This is a genomic window from Paenibacillus kyungheensis (assembly GCF_028606985.1).
GTDB lineage: Bacteria > Bacillota > Bacilli > Paenibacillales > Paenibacillaceae > Saccharibacillus > Saccharibacillus kyungheensis.
Genome location: NZ_CP117416.1, coordinates 3,270,910 through 3,288,769, shown reverse-complemented (window position 1 = coordinate 3,288,769; position 17,860 = coordinate 3,270,910). Strand labels below are relative to the sequence as shown.

The window sequence follows — 17,860 nt, the reverse complement described above, 5'->3', positions numbered from 1 at the left end:
TAAGCAGACATGGTCCTGATATTGATCATACTTGATATCAGATAAAGAATGAGTGGGATATGTGATGACAACTAAAATTGCAATTTTCGGTGTAGGGCTGATTGGTGGCTCGCTTGCACTATGTTTTAAAGGCAAGCCTGATCTATATGTAACGGGCTACACGCACCTCCCGGAATTAATACATACGTATCAAGAACGGGAAGTTGTTGACCATGCTACACTTTCGATCGAAGAGGCGGCACTGGATGCCGACTTTATTTTTTTATGTGTGCCTGTGAGTCTGATCGGTACTTATTTGGATAAATTAAGCCATTTACCTCTGAAACAAGGTTGCATTATTACAGACGTAGGTAGTACCAAAGCATCTGTTATTGCTCATGCTGCACAATTGAATCTAGATTCCGTTTATTTTATAGGTGGCCATCCTATGGCGGGTTCAGAACGAGCAGGAGTAGGAGCGGCTTCAGCGCTTTTATTTGAAAATGCATATTATGTACTGACTCCTCCTGAAAACGTACCACAGGACGTTGTAGACCGATTAGGGAATCTGATAGAGCAGACAACAAGAGCACAGATTGTAAAAGTAGAACCTGTGATGCACGATGAGATTGTGGGAGCCATTAGTCATTTACCACATGTGATTGCTGTAGCACTGGTCAATCAGATTCGTCAGTACAATCAAGAAAATCCATTATATCGTATGTTAGCCGCAGGTGGATTTCGTGATATCACACGTATCGCTTCAAGTGATCCGATCGTCTGGCGCGATATTTTGCTCAATAATCGGCAGATTATCTTGTCTTTGCTAGAAGATTGGAATAGTGGGATAGCTGAATTTATCGAGCTATTACGTCAACAAGATTCTCGTGGCATTGAAGAACAATTTGAAAAAGCCGGTGCTTTTCGAGATCAATTGCCTGAACGCCGCAAAGGCATGATTGCTTCGTTATATGATCTATATTTGGAAGTTCCCGATCATCCAGGGATCATAGGCAAAATCACGACGGAAATCGGTAATCAAGGTATCAATATTAGCAATGTTCAGATCGTAGAGAGCCGAGAAGATGTACCGGGCGTTATGCGGTTATCATTTAGACAAGAACACGATATGGAAAAAGCGAAGATTATGCTTCAAGATCAACAATACAGTGTGTTTGTATAAGTAGTAAGAGCAACCATTTGTTCAGCGAATAATCGAAACATCAAAAGTAAAATATTAAGGAAACCAGTCTACATCTCACAGTAAACTGGCTTCCAAATATGGATTTTTAAATTATTTTTAGGAAATTATGAAAATATTAGCTAAGAGTGTTGACAGAATGAAAGCGTATACAGTATACTGAAAGTACAGTATGGTTTCTCTCCACTCCTATCCAATACTAGCTCCCCCTTCTTAGGTGGGAACAAACCGCTAACTTATGTTAGCGGTTTCTTTTTGTATTTTGATATCGTAAGACTACAGTAAAATGGATAGTTAATACTTTGTTATACCCCAAATACATACACTATAAGAAACGATCTTTGAACAAGATTGTATATAGACGATAAGATTGAATATAATAGTCAGGGAGTGTCTGATGTAGAATGATCTAATCTATCTTACAATTCCTATGGACTACAGTTATCAGATTATATATGAATATTTATCGTAACAGGAGGCAAAGATGAGAGCAGTCACGATCAGACAACCATGGGCAACATTGATTGCTATCGGAGAAAAAAGATTTGAAACTCGTAGTTGGGCAACCAAACATCGCGGAGAAATAGCGATTCATGCTGGCAAAGCCATAGATAAAAAAGCTTGTGAAGATCCAGCTATAAAAATCATATTGACCAAGCATGGATATATGACGCCAGGTGATCTTCCGACAGGAGCTATTATTGCCACAGGAATGTTAATCGATTGCTGGCAGTCTTTTACACAGGAAGATCAGGTAATTCTAGAATCGGCAGGAAGAATGAGATCAATTACAGATTTTGAAGAACAAGTAGGGGATTATACGGAAGGCCGTTACGCGTGGGAATTGGATCAAATGAAAAGATTGCAAAATCCTGTACCTGCTAAAGGATATTTGAGTCTTTGGCATTGGGAAAAAAGTAGCATTTAATTTGTGTTAACTATAGATAATTAGATTCTTTTTAGGGTATATTAAAGAAGTTAATAAAAATTTAGGGGGAAATACATATGAAAAAATTAGCTTTATTATTTGTTGTAGTATTTTGTTTCGCTTTGCCTAACTACACTTATGCTGCTACATTAGGGCAGGTTTTAAAGGCACCAGAAGAAGGTTGGCAAAGAATAGATGATAAGAATAGTAATATTCAATATGTTGGAAGTGGATGGAGTGTACTTAATAGATCAGAATATTATTTGGGTTCAAGACATAATTCAACAAACAAGCAACTCAATGATAAGATTATTATAAAGTTTGAAGGAACAAAGTTTAGAATTATCAGCTCAGCTTATTCTGGCTATACGGATAATTTATTAGTAACTATAGATGGAGTATCAGAAAAATATGCACAAACAGCTTCATCAGATACAAACCAAGCTTTGACTTATGAAAAACAAGGATTAAGTAAGGGATTCCATATTGTAGAGATTAGTAAACAAACAAGTGGGAAATATGAGCTAGACTTAACTTTAGATGCTATAGATATAGATGCTACAGGCATCTTTCTTGATCCCAATACACCTGTACCTACAACTCCCGATGAAACTATCCCAGCACCATCAGAAGATCCTACACCAACAACGCCGGAAGAACCAACTACTTCACCTCAACCAAGTGGTAAACGTGCTCTTCTAGTAGTAACTTTGGATACAGGTCTTGAAAAAGAGTTTGATCTAACTAGCGCTGAAGTACAGGATTTCATTACATGGTATGAATTGAAAGAAGCAGGAACAGGGAAAGCAGTATATGCTATAGATAAACATGATAATAATAAAGGGCCTTTTACTAGTCGGAAAGACTATATCATTTTTAATAAAGTTCTTACTTTTGAAGTAAGTGAATATTCAAAATAATTATTACAAAAAAGATTGCTGAAAATCAGCAGTCTTTTTTTATTAAATGTTTTAGATTTATTTTAATTCCCTTGCTAAATAACTTCATAAAATATCTATCTCTAACCGATAATGATTTATAGTCAAAAGGAGACCTACATAAAGAAGCATAGATACAGCAAAATCAAGGGAATGTATCACCTTCACAACATCCTCTTTGTCCATCTTGCAATCGAGCTTCAAAAAGAATAATGAATTTTTAAATTTTTTTTCTAAAATCAGCAACCTTTTTTGTTTGTACTCCGTCTGATAATTAGATAGGATACAAAAGGACATTTTTCTGAGACTTATTTTATTAAATAAAGCTCTCTCAATCGTACCAACTAACGATAATTCATCGCTTATTATATTGCAGTTTAGTCACATTCGTAGTTTTATCATTTCAAATCCATTTTAAACTAGAGAAGTTGTTGTAAAGTTGTGGGAAATTCGTTTTCTACCGCAACTTTTGCCGTCCGTTTCGGTATTACTTAATATACAAGGAACGGAAAGATGCGGCGGCAGCAACGAGGAGGGTCGCATTAGAATGACAGATGATTCCCTGTTGATTCAGGAAATTAAAAACGGTGACGTGGAGTTATATTCAGAGCTGATGCGTCGTTATCAGCGCAAAATTTTGGCATTTGTATATCATATGCTTAAAAACTCCAATCTCGAGATGATGGCAGAAGATTTATGTTCAGAGACGTTCTACAAGGCTTACAAAAGCCTTCATTCCTTCCGGGAAGTAGATGCTTCGTTCTCGACATGGTTATATACAATTGCACGCAATACCGTACTTAGTGAACTGCGCAAACAAAAAAATGGCAGTGTACCACTCGAAGAAAGTGGTTTTGTTCCTTTAGCACCGAACAGCATGGTGCCAGAACAAGCTGCATTGCGTAACGAACGTGTACAGATGGTACGTGAAGCAATTGATCTTTTACCTGAAAAGCAAAGATCTGCATTGATCCTCCGCGAATATGACCAGATGGATTATCAGGAAATCGCTGAAATTCTTTCTCAGAGTGTAAGCTCCGTCAAGTCTCTTTTGTTCCGGGCAAGAGCGAGTGTAAAAGTTCGGTTAGAACCGTACTTCTATGATTCGGTCTATGATGAGCCTATTGAAGGGATGAAAAGAAAATGAATTGCAGAGAGGCCGAAGAGTTATTCGGGATATATCATGATCTTCCGAAAAATGATTCGCGCCGCCAGGCACTTGACCGTCATATAGAACAGTGTCCGGCTTGTGCGGCGGAATTTCAAATATGGCAGGAAAGTTATGATTTAATTCAGGCTCAGGTGGAAGAAGACAAAGCTTCTGAGCTGATAATGACTGCTGAGGCAGAAAAAATAAACCTTACAGTTATGGATCGTATTTACGCTGAATCTCCATGGGTGTTACAGACTGATCGTAAGCATGGACCTATATTGCGTTTGTTCCGCCGTCGTTTATCGGCCTGGATTCTCTGCTTGTTTGCTATATTTGTATGTAGTTCATTATATCTAACACTCGATTTCTCAGGAACATTCGATCGGGATGCAGCACAAGAGCGTGTATCAGGGATTGTACCTACAGCGATTGCTACAAGCGATAATGCAACAGTAGCGAATTCTTCGTTACATTTTGTAGGCTCTGAGCGCGGTCTGATCGATCCTTTGGTTATTCCTATGAGTCCAAGTCATCCTCAATACTGGATGATTTTATCAGTAGTAGGTATGATGCTAGCATTACTTTCATTACGATGGCTTGCCAAAGCACGTCATTCATAATTGATAGGTATCAGAGCAGTTCACAATCGTATCCATGAACGGAACATGGAGATTGTGAACTGCTTTTTTGTTTGGAATAGGTGCAAACTGTGGTAGTATAGATTATTCATTTGTATCACTTTTATATTCAATATCAATAGAAAGTAGGATATTTATCGATGCGTATAGGATTAATCAGACATGGACTAACCGATTGGAATGCTTTGGGACGTATTCAAGGACATAGCGATATTCCATTAAATGATGAAGGCAGAAGTCAAGCGAGACGATTAGCAGAACGTTTGGCTACAGAAAGTGAAGCTATATCATGGGATTTTATAGTGGCTAGTGAATTATCCCGCGCACAAGAGACCGCTCAAATTATAGCAGATCGGTTACATATTCCACTTTTGGAACCAGATCAACGTTTAAAAGAACGTGCTTTTGGACAAGTTGAAGGATTAACATGGCAAGAGCGCGAAGAAAAGTGGGGTACAGATTGGGAGACATTAGAACTAGGTCAAGAAAAAATAGAAGATATTCAAGCCCGGGGTATGGAATTTTTGAATCAGACGATAGAGCAATATCCTGAGCAAAATATTCTAGTGGTTAGTCATGGCGGATTTCTGTCTCAACTGTTTACTCTCCTGTTAAAAGAGGCTCATACCGAGCGAATAGGTAATCTGTCGTTGACGATTTTGGAGCGTACCGAACAGGAATGGACTACGATTTTGTACAACAATATCCAGCATTTAGAATAACCCTTCTTTTGACGGGTTATTTTTTATTTTATTTTTTTGTATAATAAGTGATGCGCTTACAAATAAATTGGTTAAATGCCATTAAGGGGTTAATCACATGTTATTGCCTTATCATAATCAACTACCGAATATCGATCCCAGTGTTTTTGTTGCAGAAGGTGCCAAATTAATTGGTAATGTGACTGCTAGCAAAGATAGCAGTATCTGGTTCAATGCTGTACTGCGTGGCGATCTAGCTCCAGTCATCATTGGGGAACGCTGCAATATTCAAGATTTAGTTGTAGGACATGTACATGAGAAACATCCGTTATGGATCGAAGATGATGTCTCTGTCGGACACTCCGCTATCGTACATGGTTGCCGAATAGGTAAAGGTTCTCTTATTGGAATGGGAGCTATTATTCTGAACGGCGCTGATATTGGAGAGTATGCATTGATTGGTGCAGGTTCACTTGTCACTGAGAACACAATAATACCACCTTATACTCTTTCTTTAGGTTCACCGGCACGCGTTATACGAGAGCTAACCGAACAAGATTTAGAGCGGATGGCACGTACAACACAGAGTTATGTGGACAAAGGAGCAGAGTTCAGGAATCCATGAAATAGCATTATGGAGGTGCGCCCTATGTACAAGATGAAAGTAACCTATGAAGTTATGCTGGGACTAGCGGCTGAAATGGTATGGGATCAAGTACTACGTGAGCATCGTATGAATGAATTACACTTATTGATTGATCAAGCACTTGCAGAAAGAGACGAAGATGCTTTTCAACGTTTAACGAATGAATTGCGTACGTTAGCTTCTGCGGTTGTAGTGTTAGAGCCTGTTGTCGAAATCGTTGAACGCAAATCATTATCGTTTTAATGCCAAAAGTGTATGATGCTCAATATCTGTTTGTAAGCGTAACAAGCAGAATCATCAGAAGTCGTATGGATGCCGTTGTCGGACGTTTAGGAAGAAACGGAATTTGATTATAAAAGGCAATGTATACTAGCCGGCGGAGTCTGCCTATATCAGGCAGGCTTTTTTGTGCGTATTCATAAATGATAAAAATTTCATAGCACTTGCGTGTAATTAGACATCCTATTAAAATGATATAGATTCGTGGCTAACCAAGAATACAGCAGAGTGGTAATAGATAAAGGGGAATGTTTATGTCGATTTCATTATTGTGGAGTAAAGCGCTGTTAACCGATCGTAGAGTGTTATGGTTACTGCTTATCTGTAATGCGATAGGAACAGTGTATGGATACATATGGTATGGATTACAGTTGGAATACACATTAGAGATCAAGCCAACCTGGATGATTATCTTTGTACCTGATAGTCCAACCGCAAGTTTATTTTTTACAGTAGCATTAGCTTTTATTTTATATCCACCCAAGCAGCAATGGCTGATTGTTATTCGTAAATTATTTGAAGCACTGGCTGTTGTCACTTCTGTTAAATACGGGGTCTGGGCAGTCGTTATGATCTTCTGGGGCGTAGCATTAGGTGATCCATTATACTGGCAAGATTGGATGTTAACCGCTTCACATTTGACTATGGCAATAGAATCGCTGTTATTTGTTCGTTTTTTTGTTTTTGGTTGGAAATATCTTGTGATCGCTCTGGCATGGACATTACTTAACGATTATATGGATTATTCACAACATATCTATCCGTGGCTGACTCCACTTTTAGTCGAACGTCTAGATCAAGTCCGTAATTTCACAGTGGTGCTAACTTTTGTATCTGCATTAGCTGGATCATTAGCATTACGGCAAGCCCATAAAATAAGGTCGTTTGATTAATAGACTTTTGCATATCTGTAGAAGTTGAAAAAACCTGCAAATGTAAGAACACGTTACAAAGATTCACTAAAATAGTATATTTAACAAAAGAAACACAAACCTTAAAAAGGATTGTGTTTCTTTTTATCTATGAAAAGAAACATATAGCACTTCACAACATAGCGTAGCGTAAGTAAAATCATTGTTCTGGAGAGCGAATCGCTCGCTGTTGTAAACGAATACCGACTGCTAAGCAGTTAAGCAAAGTGTTCGTTTACAACAGCGACGATGACAACAGCGATGTTGCTAGAGTGGATGATGCAAAAGCGAATATTTCGTTTACTTCAATTTTACCAACTCAGCTATCTTCACGAAATCCTTCGCCATGCACATCATTGACTTCATTAATAATCATAAAAGCACGTGGATCAATAGAGCGTACAATCATTTGTACACGTCGAATCTCTTGTCTGGATACAACGCAATACGCAATTTCTTTGGCATGCTTGGAGTAGGCGCCGATTGCAGGAATCAAAGTTACTCCTCGATCCAGTTCTTTCATAATAATTTCAGCAATTTCACCAGCATGATCGCTAATAATCGTAAATGCTTTTCCGGAATAAGCACCATCTTGAATAAAATCTATTAATTTCGAAGCAATATAGACAGTCACTAATGTGTACAATACTAATTCTTTGCTAATAAAAAATAACGACGAGCCTATAATCACAATATCAATCACAAGCATAATCTGTCCCATACTCCAGCCGAACTTCAAATGAAGAATACGTGCAATAATATCCGAACCACCTGTAGTCCCACCAAAGCGGAAAACAATTCCCAGCCCTGTACCTAACGTTACCCCAGCATACAAAGCAGCTAAAATATAATCATTTTTGGTCTGAAATGTACCAATCCAGCCTATTTTGATCATTCGTTCAAATAACCATAAAAAAAAGGTAAGCGAAGCGATTCCGACTCCGGTATAAATCATTTGACGTTTACCTAGCAATTTGAGCCCAATTAAAAATAAAGGAATATTGAGAATTAATGTAGATAAGGAGGGCGATATACCAAACGCATAATTCAAAAGCACTGTAATTCCTGTAACTCCACCTTCCATCAAGGTGTTGGGAATAATAAAATACAACAAACCAAATGCATACACGCTGGCTCCGAATATGATCGGAATAATCAATCTGAGCTGATTCCAATATTTGTGCTTCGACATCGCCGATACCTCCGTAAAATAAACTAACCTTTAATAGTATACATTTTTTTATGCATAATTGCATAAAAGTTATAAAAATAAGCAAGTGAATAAATATTGAAAATATTGATTTGTGTTCAAAATCGCTTTAGGATAACATTGTAGTAACAATGAATACCGTTTATTTGTTGGGTATAAAAGGTACATAAGATTGAAAATGTGCAATGGAGGCTATAATTAATGACAGAGAAATCTTTAGCAGAAATGCAACGTGAAGTTGATGCGTATATCTCGCAATTTAAAGAAGGCTATTTTTCACCACTTGCAATGTTAGCGCGCATGTCTGAAGAAGTAGGGGAATTGGCGCGTGAAGTCAATCATTCATTTGGCGAAAAACCTAAAAAAAATGATGAAGATGACAATTCGATTGAACTGGAACTTGGTGATATTTTATTTATTACGATGTGTTTTGCCAATTCACTAGGAATTGATCTGACACAAGCACACAATCAAGTAATGCATAAATTTAATACACGCGATAAAGATCGCTGGACACGTATAGAAGAAAATAATACGAAAGAAAAATAAGTGCAAGAAATCTATTCCCAAGTAAAAGGAGTCTATGATGACAACATTGATTAAAGTAATTGTCGCCGGAGCAGGCGGTCGTATGGGTAAAGAGGTTGTAAAATTAGTACTAGGTGACAAACAGTTAGAATTAGCCGCAGCGATCGGGCGTTCTGATGCCGGGAAAGATGCAGGTCAGTTGGTTGGCATGCCGACAGCTAATATAGAAGTAGTGGCTGATCTGAAGCAAGCATTAGCAGATTATCCAGCAGATGTACTGGTGGATTTCACAACACCTGAATTTGCTTATGAACATGCGTTGTTAGCGATTGAAGCAGGGGTTCGTCCGGTTATGGGTACTACAGGATATACACCGGAGCAAATACAAGAATTAGATCAGAAATGCCAGACAGCCGGTCTAGGCGGACTGATTGCTCCGAACTTCTCGATTGGAGCTATTTTGATGATGCGTTTTGCAACGCAAGCGGCGAAGCATTTTCCAAATGTAGAGATTATTGAATATCATGGAGATCAGAAATTAGATGCTCCTTCCGGTACAGCTGTCAAAACAGCAGAAATGATCTCAGAAGTTCGTCAACCGATCAAACAAGGTAACCCTAATGAAAAAGAGAATATACAAGGCGCTCGGGGCGGAGAATATGATGGATTCCGTATTCACAGTGTCCGTTTGCCAGGCGTATTTGCTCAACAAGAAGTGATTTTTGGCGGTGCTGGAGAATCACTCAAAATCCGTAATGATTCGTATGAGCGTTCTAGCTATATGCCAGGCGTGAAGCTAGGTATTCAGAAAGTAATGGAATATAGCGGTATGGTGTATGGATTTGAGCGTTTTATCGATTAATTTGAATAATACAGAAGTATAGGGGAGATTTCGATGTTTAATATCGCTTTTATTGCCCATGACCGCAAAAAAGATGAGATGGTCAACTTTGTGATTGCATATGAAAATGTTTTTGACGGGCATCAATTATATTCTACCGGTACTACAGGTATGCGTATTATGGAACATACGAATTTGAAAATCCATCGTTATCTATCAGGCCCATTAGGTGGAGATCAGCAGATTGGTGCGATGGTCGCGCAAAATGATATGGATTTGATTATTTTTTTACGTGATCCATTGATGGCACAGCCTCATGAACCGGATATTAGTGCATTGCTTCGCATCTGTGATGTACAAGGAATTCCTGTTGCTACCAATATTGCAACAGCTGAGATTCTGGTCAAAGCGTTAGATCGTGGCGATTTTGCATGGCGTGAGTTAGTTCATAAATACAAGCCGGAGACACTATAATGAGTGTTTCTGTCGATATTCTTGTATTTGGTGCTCATGCAGATGATGCAGAGATTGGAATGGCAGGTACGATTGCCAAGCATGCCGCCGCAGGTCTAAAAGTAGGTATTTGTGATTTGACTGAAGCAGAGATGTCTTCTAACGGGAATGTAGAATTGCGTAAGCAAGAAGCAGAAGCCGCTGGCAAAGTATTGGGATTAGCGTATCGCAGTAATTTAGGATTGCCAGATCGCCGGTTAGCACGTTCTACAGAGCAACTGGATGCGATTACTGCGGAGATTCGTAAGTTGTCGCCTAAGATTGTATTTGCTCCTTATTGGATTGATCGTCATCCAGATCATATGATCTGTAGTCAGCTTGTAGAAGAAGCAGTATTCAATGCGAAGCTACGCCGTTATATGCCAGAACTACCTCCAGTCACCGTACAACAGACGTATTATTATTTTATTAATGATCCTGCACCTACAGATCTACTTGTAGATGTCACCGATGTATATGAACAGAAAGAGCAAGCATTGCTTTGTTATCGTTCCCAATTTGGCGGCTTAGCAGATGTAGATATGGTAGAGACGCCACTTACCCAAGGATACGTAGAGCGTGTTCGATATCGGGATAGTCTGGCAGGTCAACGCAGTCAGATTCAATATGCGGAAGGGTTTGTAACTAAGACTCCTTTTGTCGTTGATCTTTTTCGTTAAAATCTCTTTTTTTGCTAACACAATTATAAAGAGTATGTATATAATATAAAGTAATGAACTTACTGATATAAAACGTAGAGCTTACATCATGATTAATGAGGTAAGTGAAAGGAGACAGCCCTTATGGACACGATGCTCAAAATCGGCATCACATGTTATCCGTCGCTTGGCGGCTCTGGCGTCGTGGCAACAGAATTAGGCAAATTACTTGCTGAAAAAGGGCATCAAGTGCATTTTATTTCGCACAGTGTTCCTTTTCGATTAGGAACATTTCATAAAAATATTTTTTATCATGAAGTAGAAGTTAATGATTATTATGTGTTTAAATATCCACCGTATGATCTAACGTTAGCTAATAAAATGGCTCAAGTGGCTAAAATGCAGCAGTTGGATGTGTTACATGTGCATTATGCTGTGCCTCATGCCGTGTGTGCTTTTTTAGCGAAGCAAATGGTAGGCGATCATTTAAAAGTCGTAACCACTTTACATGGTACAGATATTACAGTGCTTGCACAGGATGAATCGTTAAAAGACTTGATTCGGCTAGCGATCAATGAAAGTGATGCTGTAACAGCGGTATCCAAAGATTTGATTCGTGAGACACATGAATTGTTAGATATTACACGTAATATTGATCTAACTTACAATTTTGTAGATAAACGAATGTACTATCCACGCGATACAACAGAACTGCACAAAGATTATGCGTTCGGTGATGATCGTGTGCTAATGCATGTCTCTAACTTTCGCCCGGTCAAACGTGTTAGCGATGTGGTAGAGATTTTTGCCAAAGTCAATGAGAAGATTCCTTCAAGGTTGCTACTGGTTGGCGAAGGCCCTGATCTGCCCAAAATTCAATTTCAGATTCAAGAACTAGGCTTAACCGAGCGCGTTATGTTTCTAGGGAAACAAGATGATATCCCGCAAGTGATTTCACTAGCTGATATTTTGTTGCTTCCTTCTGAAAAAGAAAGCTTCGGTCTGGTAGCACTGGAAGCAATGGCATGTGGTGTTCCAACCGTAGGATCACAAGCAGGTGGTATTCCGGAATTGATTATTCATGGAGAGACTGGATTTCTTGCGCCAATCGGTGATACAGACAAGATGGCAGAACATGCTATCGAATTATTAACCAACCATCAATTGATGCAGACGATGATCAAAAATTGTCTGGATCGTTCACAAAGTGAGTTCAGCAATGAACGTATGATGGCTGAATACGAAAAAATTTATTACCGGGTACTTGGACGTGAATTGTCTCAGCCTTCTCCGGTATGTGGTTGAGGGGATTATACCATGCAATGGAATTGGGTAGATCCGCAGACGGCGGAGCGGGGGCAATCTCTGCTCCGCCGTTTGACTGATCAGGGATATGAAGGATACTTTGTAGGTGGATGTGTACGTGATGAATTATTAGGACGACCGGTCAATGATATGGATATTGCAACCAATGCAACACCAGAACAGGTGATTGCTCTATTTGAACGTACGATTCCTACAGGACTAGAACATGGCACGATTACCGTTTTGATTGACAATGAGCCTTTTGAAGTCACTACATACCGTACTGAAACTGAATATGTTGATCATCGCCGTCCAGAACAAGTACAATTTGTGCGAGAATTGAGTGAAGATTTACGTCGTCGTGATTTTACGATGAACGCTATTGCACGTGGAATTGATGGAGAATATACCGATCCTTTTCATGGGATTGATGATTTGAATAAAGGAATTATTCGCTGTGTAGGTATCGCTGATGAACGTTTTGAAGAAGATGCGTTACGCATGGTAAGAGGGATTCGATTTGCGTCTGTATTTCATTTTGAAATAGAACAGCAGACCTGGCAAGCTCTTCTGCATCATCAAGCATTAATCTATCATATTGCTACTGAACGCATTCGTGTCGAAATGGAAAAAATGATTGCTGGGCCTTATCCTTATCAGGGTATTGAACTACTATTAAGCAGTGGATTGATTCCACATATGAAAGTGTCTGTACCTTGTGAGGCATTAGATCAGGATCTGCTTCGTTCATTAGAACAATTACCTGCATCACCATCTATTTTGCGCTGGGCTTTAATTGCACTAGGACTTGGCATGGATGAACAGCAGATCAAAATTGTTTTCAAATCCTGGACATTTCCGAATATCATAACCGATCAAGTCTCCAAAATAATACGGATGAATGAGCGTTTATATAATGGGATAGTACAACGTGAAGCTGTACCTTTAGCTACTATAGAACATAAAGAGTCTATAGATACAGATGCAAATAGACATCACTCGTATGTGCTATTTGTAAGTTGTGTATTGGACTATGGCAAAGAGATTGCACAATACTGGCATGCTCTTTTTCCTGTATTGCCGCACGCCTATCAACAACATTTAGCGATCATAGGCAATCAAGCAGATAGATGGTTAGAACAGTTAACGGTATATAGTCTGGCTGATTTACCTGTCAAAGGGCAAGACGTTCTTCAACATTTAGAAATTGCCGCAGGCAAATGGCTAGGTGAACTACTGCATGAAATTTTACTTCTAGTTGCTACAGGACAATTGGACAATAACAAAGAGGTTATATTGCATTATGCGGATCAAGCCTCAGGAAGGAAGGGATTACGATGAATGATGAACATCTGCTTCAACTGCTGAATGAACATCCAGGACAATACATTTCAGGCGAAGAAATCAGTCGCCGAATGTCTGTTAGTCGTACAGCGATTTGGAAAGGTATTAATCGTTTGAAAGAAAAAGGCTATGAATTTGAATCAACGTCTCGCAAAGGATATCGAATCACACGTCGACCGGATCGATTCGATGTGACAGCTTTGCAACTAGCTTTGAGTCAAAAAGGATCATGGGGTCAGCCGTTACATTTGTTTGAATCGGTGGCTTCTACACAAGATGAAGCACGCATGCTTGCAGAACAACAGACTGCTGAAGGAACGTTAGTAATTGCTGAAGAACAGACAGCAGGTCGTGGCAGACAAGGCAGACCTTTTTACTCACCATCCGGTAGAGGCATCTGGATGAGCTTAGTGATGCGTCCAGTACAACCTTTGCAGTATATGTCTCAATTGACATTACTGGCTGCTGTAGCGGTATGTAGAGCGTTACGTAACACTACACAATTAGATATCGGGATCAAATGGCCGAATGATCTATTAATTGATGGACGCAAAGTATGCGGAATTCTGATTGAATCGGCTGCAGAAGATGGGCGTGTACGTTATGCGATTGCAGGCATCGGTATAGATGCGAATTTAACAGCAGAAGATTTGCCAGAGCATTTGCAATCGATCGCGACTTCATTGCGTATCGAATCCGGTCAAGTGATAGATCGTACAGCTGTAGTAGCAGAAGTTATTTCTGAATTAGAGTCATTGTATCAATTGTATACAGACGAAGGCTTTACCCCGATTGCTGCGCTATGGGAAAGTATGGCGATTTCGATCGGCAAATCGATTCAAGTACACAATGCTCAAGGTTCTTTTCAAGGGATCGCTCAAGGTTTAGGAATGAACGGTGAACTTTTACTACGTCTTGCTGATGATCGGGTTGTTCCTATTTATTCTGGAGATATTGAATTTTAATCTAGAAATAATTGTTAGATAAAATAGTGAATTTAACCATTTGTTCTGGTATACTATATCGGAAGACGGTATCGGCAAGACCGAACCGTACTTTCTGATGTTAACTTGATGTTACCAGCGCTTGGCGTTATAAGCGCGACCAAGTTCAATGGAAAAGTGATTTTTGCAAAGCAAAATATCTTTCTATTAGCGCTTGGCGTTATAAGCGTGACCAAGTTCAATAGGAAAATGATTTTTGCAAAGCAAAATATCTTTCCATCAGCGCTTGGCACTAGAAACACATTATGCAAGCCACTCTAAGGATTAGCTCAATAACCGGGGTTATCTGTCTGTTGAATACATCACTGTCATTCAGCAGAAATAAACCTACAATTTTTGAGTCGCTAATTAGAGTACTAACTGAATAGGTATCCCATCCAGGATACATATGTGAAGCGAGGTGTTGGCTTACATTCAATTCTGCTCTGAGCCGTTTTATAGGACCGAGACAGAAGAGATGATCGCAAAGTGACTCTTTTTTGGACTCAGGACCTTTTTAGTGAACGACTAGACTAAAAGGTTTTTTATTTTGTCCGAAAGACTATACCCAACTTAAAAGGAGCTTGATGTCACCATGGCAGCCAAAATGCCGCTTAATATTTTGAAAATGAAAAAAATGAAACAGGAAGGTCATCCCATTACGATGATTACAGCCTACGATTATCCAACCGCTCAGCTTGCTGAAGAAGCAGGCGTAGATATGTTACTCATTGGAGATTCGTTAGGTAATGTCGTGCTTGGATATGATTCGACGATTCCTGTCACTATAGATGATATTGTGTACCATTCGCGTGCAGTTGCTCGCGGTGCGGGATCAACATTTATTGTAGCTGATCTGCCGTTTATGACGTATCACGGAAGTATTGATGAGACACTGAAAAGTGTACGTCGATTAATGCAAGAAGGTCATGCTCATGCGATCAAGCTTGAAGGTGGCGCAGAGATTGCAGATACAGTCAAAGCTATTGTGCAAGCAGGGGTACCTGTGATTGCGCATATCGGTCTAACTCCACAGTCTGTACACCAAATTGGTGGATACCGGATTCAAGGGAAAGACGAAAAAGATGCACAACGTTTATTGGATGATGCACTTGCATTAGAAGCGGCAGGCGCATTCGGAATTGTATTGGAATTGGTTACCGAAGAAGCAGCTACCACAATTAGCCAACAATTATCGATCCCAACGATTGGTATTGGAGCAGGGCGTGGCTGTGATGGTCAAGTGCTTGTTTTTCATGATGCTGTGAAGTACACATCGTCTTACCGTGAAAAACGGTTTGTCAAAACGTATGCAGATGTAGGGAATACGATTCGTGCTGCTTTGCAAGAGTACGTTAATGAAGTGAGAAGCGGTGCATTTCCAGCTGAACAGCATGTATTCAGTGGAGATCAAGAAGCTTTGGGATCGTTATATGGAGCCAAACGGAAGGTGGAGACTCAATCGTGAAAGTTGTACGTAGCATCACCGAAATGAGAGCAGAAGTCAAACAATTACGCAAACAGCGTTCTACTATAGATCATGAAGCAACAGTTGGACTTGTTCCCACGATGGGATTTTTGCATGATGGACATGCAAGCCTTATGCAAAAAGCAACTGAAATGAGCGATATCGTAGCAATCAGTATTTTTGTTAATCCGATTCAATTTGGACCGAATGAAGATTTCGAACGTTACCCTCGTGATGAAAAACGTGATTTAGCCTTAGCTGAAAAAAATGGAGTCGATTTGGTATTTATGCCTAGTGTAGAAGATATGTATCCTACACCGATCAAAACTCATGTTACTGTAGCAGATCTTACCGATACCCTATGTGGTGCTTCGCGTCCCGGTCATTTTGATGGTGTATCTACAGTAGTGACCAAGCTTTTTAATATTGTGAAACCAGATTATGCCTTCTTCGGTACCAAAGATGCGCAGCAAGTCGCTGTGCTTCGTCAAATGGTGACTGATTTGAATATGGATATTGAAATTGTCCCTTGCCCTATTGTACGTGAACAAGATGGTCTAGCGCTTAGTTCTCGTAACGTGTACCTATCTCGTGAAGAACGGGAGCAAGCATTAGTACTTTCACGTTCTTTACATCAGGTACAGCAACAAATGCGTGAGCAAGAAGAGATGACAGCAGGACAAGTACGAGCATTTCTGCGTACCTCGATCGGTCAGTCCGATATTGCTGAAATCGATTATGCAGACATTTTAAGTTTTCCACGATTAGAATCATTAGCAGAAGATACCCTTTTAGCTACATTGGATCATGAAGTGATTATTGCACTAGCTGTGAAATTTGGACGTACGCGTCTGATCGATAATGTTATTTTGGAAACGAAAGGTGTTGCCTTACATGTATAGAACGATGATGAAATCCAAGATTCACCGCGCTACTGTAACTGAAGCTAATCTAAATTATGTAGGTAGTATTACGATAGATGAAGATTTGATGGATGCAGCGGATTTGCTTGAAAATGAAAAAGTACAAATCGTTAATAACAACAACGGTGCTCGCTTAGAAACGTATGTTATCGTTGGTGAACGTGGTAGTGGTGTAGTGTGCTTGAACGGAGCAGCAGCACGCCTAGTACAGCCGGGAGACACTGTAATTATTATCTCGTATGCGATGATGAGTTCTGAAGAATTAGCGACTCACCGCCCAACGGTTGTATTTGTAGATGAAACAAACAAACCTGTCATGGAAGCTCATAAAGAAGTACACGCAACCATCATGTGAGAATGAGGGTTGAATAAAAGTGGGTTGGTAGTGTTGGTAGGTACCTCGCTTCGGGAATGGAATTGTTCTTGTCGTCACTGGTTTACTAGAATCCCTTGAATATACCGCATAGCGGTAGGGATTATAGTAAAAAGGCGATCGCTTCGCTCTTTCAGAACAATTTCCATTCCCTTCGCTAGAGGAGGTATCTACTACGCTATCCAAAGATTTTATTCAGGTTGGCTTGCCAGGACATTCTTGGCAGGAGAACATTTTATACATTGAAGGATTGAAGGATTGAAGGATTGAAGGATTGAAGGATTGAAGGATTGAAGGATTGAAGGATTGAAGGATTGAAGGATGAAGGATTGTATTAGTGAGAGGATCTAGTGGGTAAGT

At 39.6% G+C, this 17,860-nt stretch carries 20 protein-coding genes; 19 read left to right on the top strand and 1 reads right to left on the bottom strand.

What is annotated here, in order from left to right; genetic code table 11:
- The first annotated feature begins 64 nt into the window (after window positions 1-64).
- From PQ456_RS14030 to PQ456_RS13990, 9 genes are all read left to right on the top strand, one after another.
- On the top strand, window positions 65-1,162 hold the full coding sequence (locus PQ456_RS14030; protein WP_273612859.1) for a prephenate dehydrogenase: 1,098 nt from the start codon (window positions 65-67) through the stop codon (window positions 1,160-1,162).
- Between the two features lie 502 nt (window positions 1,163-1,664).
- On the top strand, window positions 1,665-2,108 hold the full coding sequence (locus PQ456_RS14025; RefSeq protein WP_273612858.1) for an ASCH domain-containing protein: 444 nt from the start codon (window positions 1,665-1,667) through the stop codon (window positions 2,106-2,108).
- Between the two features lie 77 nt (window positions 2,109-2,185).
- Complete coding sequence (locus PQ456_RS14020) at window positions 2,186-3,028, top strand: hypothetical protein (RefSeq protein WP_273612857.1); 843 nt, start codon at window positions 2,186-2,188, stop codon at window positions 3,026-3,028.
- Window positions 3,029-3,593: 565 nt separating this feature from the next.
- A complete protein-coding gene (locus tag PQ456_RS14015) occupies window positions 3,594-4,193 on the top strand; it encodes an RNA polymerase sigma factor (RefSeq protein WP_204823529.1) in 600 nt (199 codons plus the stop codon).
- Window positions 4,190-4,819 (top strand): anti-sigma factor family protein, encoded by a 630-nt coding sequence (locus tag PQ456_RS14010; RefSeq protein WP_273612856.1) that lies wholly within the window; start codon window positions 4,190-4,192, stop codon window positions 4,817-4,819. Before PQ456_RS14015 ends, PQ456_RS14010 begins: the two co-directional genes overlap by 4 nt.
- A gap of 158 nt (window positions 4,820-4,977) precedes the next feature.
- Window positions 4,978-5,559 (top strand): histidine phosphatase family protein, encoded by a 582-nt coding sequence (locus PQ456_RS14005; protein ID WP_273612855.1) that lies wholly within the window; start codon window positions 4,978-4,980, stop codon window positions 5,557-5,559.
- A gap of 97 nt (window positions 5,560-5,656) precedes the next feature.
- Window positions 5,657-6,163 (top strand): gamma carbonic anhydrase family protein, encoded by a 507-nt coding sequence (locus PQ456_RS14000; RefSeq protein WP_273612854.1) that lies wholly within the window; start codon window positions 5,657-5,659, stop codon window positions 6,161-6,163.
- A 24-nt stretch (window positions 6,164-6,187) separates the two neighbouring features.
- The gene (locus tag PQ456_RS13995; RefSeq protein ID WP_273612853.1) at window positions 6,188-6,427 is read left to right on the top strand and encodes an IDEAL domain-containing protein; all 240 of its coding nucleotides are present in this window, start codon (window positions 6,188-6,190) and stop codon (window positions 6,425-6,427) included.
- Between the two features lie 290 nt (window positions 6,428-6,717).
- Window positions 6,718-7,356, top strand: coding sequence for a DUF1405 domain-containing protein (locus PQ456_RS13990; protein WP_273612852.1), 639 nt, complete (start codon window positions 6,718-6,720; stop codon window positions 7,354-7,356).
- Between the two features lie 337 nt (window positions 7,357-7,693).
- On the opposite strand, the gene PQ456_RS13985 is transcribed toward PQ456_RS13990, so the two are convergent.
- The gene (locus PQ456_RS13985; protein ID WP_273612851.1) at window positions 7,694-8,566 is read right to left on the bottom strand and encodes a YitT family protein; all 873 of its coding nucleotides are present in this window, start codon (window positions 8,564-8,566) and stop codon (window positions 7,694-7,696) included.
- Between the two features lie 219 nt (window positions 8,567-8,785).
- On the opposite strand from PQ456_RS13985, the gene PQ456_RS13980 reads away from it, so the two are divergent.
- From PQ456_RS13980 to panD, 10 genes are all read left to right on the top strand, one after another.
- Window positions 8,786-9,133, top strand: coding sequence for a nucleotide pyrophosphohydrolase (locus tag PQ456_RS13980; protein ID WP_273612850.1), 348 nt, complete (start codon window positions 8,786-8,788; stop codon window positions 9,131-9,133).
- Window positions 9,134-9,170: 37 nt separating this feature from the next.
- Window positions 9,171-9,974 carry a 4-hydroxy-tetrahydrodipicolinate reductase gene (gene dapB / locus PQ456_RS13975; protein WP_273612849.1) on the top strand — a complete coding sequence of 268 codons (804 nt, stop codon included), beginning with the start codon at window positions 9,171-9,173 and terminating at the stop codon, window positions 9,972-9,974.
- A 33-nt stretch (window positions 9,975-10,007) separates the two neighbouring features.
- Window positions 10,008-10,427 carry a methylglyoxal synthase gene (locus PQ456_RS13970; protein WP_273612848.1) on the top strand — a complete coding sequence of 140 codons (420 nt, stop codon included), beginning with the start codon at window positions 10,008-10,010 and terminating at the stop codon, window positions 10,425-10,427.
- Window positions 10,427-11,125, top strand: a complete 699-nt coding sequence (bshB1, locus tag PQ456_RS13965; protein WP_273612847.1) for a bacillithiol biosynthesis deacetylase BshB1 — start codon at window positions 10,427-10,429, stop codon at window positions 11,123-11,125. The genes PQ456_RS13970 and bshB1 overlap by 1 nt, the downstream gene beginning before the upstream one ends.
- A 123-nt stretch (window positions 11,126-11,248) precedes the next feature.
- Complete coding sequence (bshA, locus tag PQ456_RS13960; RefSeq protein WP_273612846.1) at window positions 11,249-12,409, top strand: N-acetyl-alpha-D-glucosaminyl L-malate synthase BshA; 1,161 nt, start codon at window positions 11,249-11,251, stop codon at window positions 12,407-12,409.
- Window positions 12,410-12,421: 12 nt separating this feature from the next.
- Window positions 12,422-13,750: a CCA tRNA nucleotidyltransferase gene (locus PQ456_RS13955; protein WP_273612845.1), complete on the top strand. Its 1,329-nt coding sequence runs from the start codon at window positions 12,422-12,424 to the stop codon at window positions 13,748-13,750.
- Window positions 13,747-14,718, top strand: a complete 972-nt coding sequence (locus PQ456_RS13950) for a biotin--[acetyl-CoA-carboxylase] ligase (protein ID WP_273612844.1) — start codon at window positions 13,747-13,749, stop codon at window positions 14,716-14,718. The genes PQ456_RS13955 and PQ456_RS13950 overlap by 4 nt, the downstream gene beginning before the upstream one ends.
- 613 nt (window positions 14,719-15,331) lie before the next feature.
- Window positions 15,332-16,204, top strand: a complete 873-nt coding sequence (panB, locus tag PQ456_RS13945) for a 3-methyl-2-oxobutanoate hydroxymethyltransferase (RefSeq protein ID WP_273612843.1) — start codon at window positions 15,332-15,334, stop codon at window positions 16,202-16,204.
- Window positions 16,201-17,106, top strand: a complete 906-nt coding sequence (gene panC, locus PQ456_RS13940) for a pantoate--beta-alanine ligase (protein ID WP_273612842.1) — start codon at window positions 16,201-16,203, stop codon at window positions 17,104-17,106. Before panB ends, panC begins: the two co-directional genes overlap by 4 nt.
- Window positions 17,099-17,482 (top strand): aspartate 1-decarboxylase, encoded by a 384-nt coding sequence (gene panD / locus PQ456_RS13935; protein ID WP_273612841.1) that lies wholly within the window; start codon window positions 17,099-17,101, stop codon window positions 17,480-17,482. Before panC ends, panD begins: the two co-directional genes overlap by 8 nt.
- Window positions 17,483-17,860 lie beyond the last annotated feature (378 nt).

Coding starts and splice junctions, on each gene's coding strand:
- PQ456_RS14030 (WP_273612859.1), top strand. CDS start 65: ATGACAACTAAAATTGCAATTTTCGGTGTAGGGCTGATTGGTGGCTCG.
- PQ456_RS14025 (WP_273612858.1), top strand. CDS start 1,665: ATGAGAGCAGTCACGATCAGACAACCATGGGCAACATTGATTGCTATC.
- PQ456_RS14020 (WP_273612857.1), top strand. CDS start 2,186: ATGAAAAAATTAGCTTTATTATTTGTTGTAGTATTTTGTTTCGCTTTG.
- PQ456_RS14015 (WP_204823529.1), top strand. CDS start 3,594: ATGACAGATGATTCCCTGTTGATTCAGGAAATTAAAAACGGTGACGTG.
- PQ456_RS14010 (WP_273612856.1), top strand. CDS start 4,190: ATGAATTGCAGAGAGGCCGAAGAGTTATTCGGGATATATCATGATCTT.
- PQ456_RS14005 (WP_273612855.1), top strand. CDS start 4,978: ATGCGTATAGGATTAATCAGACATGGACTAACCGATTGGAATGCTTTG.
- PQ456_RS14000 (WP_273612854.1), top strand. CDS start 5,657: ATGTTATTGCCTTATCATAATCAACTACCGAATATCGATCCCAGTGTT.
- PQ456_RS13995 (WP_273612853.1), top strand. CDS start 6,188: ATGTACAAGATGAAAGTAACCTATGAAGTTATGCTGGGACTAGCGGCT.
- PQ456_RS13990 (WP_273612852.1), top strand. CDS start 6,718: ATGTCGATTTCATTATTGTGGAGTAAAGCGCTGTTAACCGATCGTAGA.
- PQ456_RS13985 (WP_273612851.1), bottom strand. CDS start 8,566: ATGTCGAAGCACAAATATTGGAATCAGCTCAGATTGATTATTCCGATC.
- PQ456_RS13980 (WP_273612850.1), top strand. CDS start 8,786: ATGACAGAGAAATCTTTAGCAGAAATGCAACGTGAAGTTGATGCGTAT.
- dapB (WP_273612849.1), top strand. CDS start 9,171: ATGACAACATTGATTAAAGTAATTGTCGCCGGAGCAGGCGGTCGTATG.
- PQ456_RS13970 (WP_273612848.1), top strand. CDS start 10,008: ATGTTTAATATCGCTTTTATTGCCCATGACCGCAAAAAAGATGAGATG.
- bshB1 (WP_273612847.1), top strand. CDS start 10,427: ATGAGTGTTTCTGTCGATATTCTTGTATTTGGTGCTCATGCAGATGAT.
- bshA (WP_273612846.1), top strand. CDS start 11,249: ATGGACACGATGCTCAAAATCGGCATCACATGTTATCCGTCGCTTGGC.
- PQ456_RS13955 (WP_273612845.1), top strand. CDS start 12,422: ATGCAATGGAATTGGGTAGATCCGCAGACGGCGGAGCGGGGGCAATCT.
- PQ456_RS13950 (WP_273612844.1), top strand. CDS start 13,747: ATGAATGATGAACATCTGCTTCAACTGCTGAATGAACATCCAGGACAA.
- panB (WP_273612843.1), top strand. CDS start 15,332: ATGGCAGCCAAAATGCCGCTTAATATTTTGAAAATGAAAAAAATGAAA.
- panD (WP_273612841.1), top strand. CDS start 17,099: ATGTATAGAACGATGATGAAATCCAAGATTCACCGCGCTACTGTAACT.